General features: G+C 78.7%; 1 protein-coding gene and 1 pseudogene. Both read right to left on the bottom strand.

Annotated features, from left to right (window positions below; translation table 11 throughout):
• A pseudogene (locus tag HCN52_RS25010) lies at positions 1-296 on the bottom strand (hypothetical protein); the annotation flags it as partial.
• Positions 293-1,420 carry a glycosyltransferase gene (locus HCN52_RS24330; RefSeq protein WP_168090572.1) on the bottom strand — a complete coding sequence of 376 codons (1,128 nt, stop codon included), beginning with the start codon at positions 1,418-1,420 and terminating at the stop codon, positions 293-295. The pseudogene HCN52_RS25010 and the gene HCN52_RS24330, both read right to left, overlap by 4 nt.
• Positions 1,421-1,575: the final 155 nt, after the last annotated feature.

Raw genomic sequence — 1,575 nt, 5'->3', positions numbered from 1 at the left:
GTCCCGGGCTGAGCCACGGCGGGGGCGACAGGGGCCGCGCCCGGCAGGCGCCGCCGCTCCGCCGCCTGCGCGGCAGTCGGCGCGGCAGTCGGCGCGGCAGTCCGCGCGGACCCGGCGGACGCACCTGGCGCCGGCCGGGCCGGCAGGTGGTGGGACAGCCGGCGGACGGCACCGGCCGCGAGAGCGCGCGCGGTCACCGCGGAGGCGTTCGCCACCCGGGACAGCGCCGCTCGCGCCGCACGGGCCGGGTCGGGCCGGTCGACGACCTTGACCCACGTGTACTGGCTGCTGTTCATCGCGTTCCTCCCGCAGGGCCCGCCACGGAGGTGGCGGTGGACCGGTAGATCTCCGTCAGGCGTTCGGCCGCTCGGCCGATGTCGTAGTGGCGCACGGCGCGCGGCTGGGGCAGCCGGACGGGGCCGGCCCGGGCGAAGGCCCGCAGGGCGGTGACGAGTTCGGACACCTCGCCGTCGAACCGGGTGGCGCCCGGGGCGTCGGCGGCCGGACGTTCCTCCAGCGCCGGGCAGGCGGCGTGGACCACGGGAAGCCCCGCCGCCAGCCCCTCCAGCACGGCCAGGCCGAAGGTCTCCTCCCGGGACGGCGAGACCAGCACGTCGCACGCCGCGAGCAGCGCGGGCACCTCGTCGGCGCAGCGGTCGCCCAGCAGCCTGACGCGGTCGGCGACCCCCAGCGCCGCGGCGAGCCGGAGCAACCGCGCCCGCTCCGGGCCGTCGCCGATCAGTACGAGCACGGCGCCGGGGAGCGCGGCGACGCCGCGCACCAGGACGTCGAACCGCTTGCCGCCGACGAGGCGCCCGAGGCCCCCGACGACGAACGCCTCCGGTGCGACACCGAGGCGCGCGCGGACACCCCGGCGCGCCGACGGGCAGTACCGGTAGCGCTCGGCCTCGATGCCGTTGGGGACCACGTGCAGCCGCTCCGCCGGCACGCCCCAGTCGCGCAGCCGTCGCGCGACGGCGGCCGAGACGGCGACCGTCGCCCGGCCGAGGCGTTCCGTGGCCAGGTAGAGCCCGCGGGTCGGTACGGTCAGCGGTCGGCCCTCGATCTGCGCCGCGCCCAGCGAGTGCTCGGTGGCGACGACGGCGCGGACACCCGCGGCGCGGGCGGCGATCCGGCCGTACACCCCGGCCCGGTAGAGATGGGTGTGGACGACGTCGTACCGCCCGTGCCGCACGGCGCGGGTCAGCCGGGGCAGCGCCGACAGGTCGCGGTTGCCCGCCATGCCGAGGTGCCCGACGCGCACACCGTCCTCCCGCAGCCGGTCCGCGACCGGGCCCGGATTGGTGAGGGTGATGACGTCGCAGTCGACGCCACGCGCGGGAAGTCGGCGGACGACCGCGGCGAGTTGCTGCTCGGCCCCACCGCTGCCGAGGCCGGTGATGACGTGGAGGACACGCATCAGAGATCACCCCGCTGCCGGACGGGGTGCCCCCGGTCGGCGGCGTCGGCCGGCGGACCGTCGTGGCCCGGTAGCGCCGTGCCGCCGTCCGCGGGGGCGGCGGCCGCCCGGGCGACGACGGCACCGGCCGCCCGCACGGTCGCACCGTCCGGACG

The sequence above is a fragment of the Streptomyces bohaiensis genome (assembly GCF_012033785.1).
GTDB classification, from domain to species: domain Bacteria; phylum Actinomycetota; class Actinomycetes; order Streptomycetales; family Streptomycetaceae; genus Streptomyces; species Streptomyces bohaiensis.
The sequence above is the reverse complement of the archived record's forward strand: the minus strand, read 5'-3'. Positions and strand labels throughout refer to the sequence as shown.

Excerpts from the sequence above, each read along its gene's own strand:
- HCN52_RS24330 (WP_168090572.1), bottom strand. The coding sequence starts at position 1,420 with ATGCGTGTCCTCCACGTCATCACCGGCCTCGGCAGCGGTGGGGCCGAG.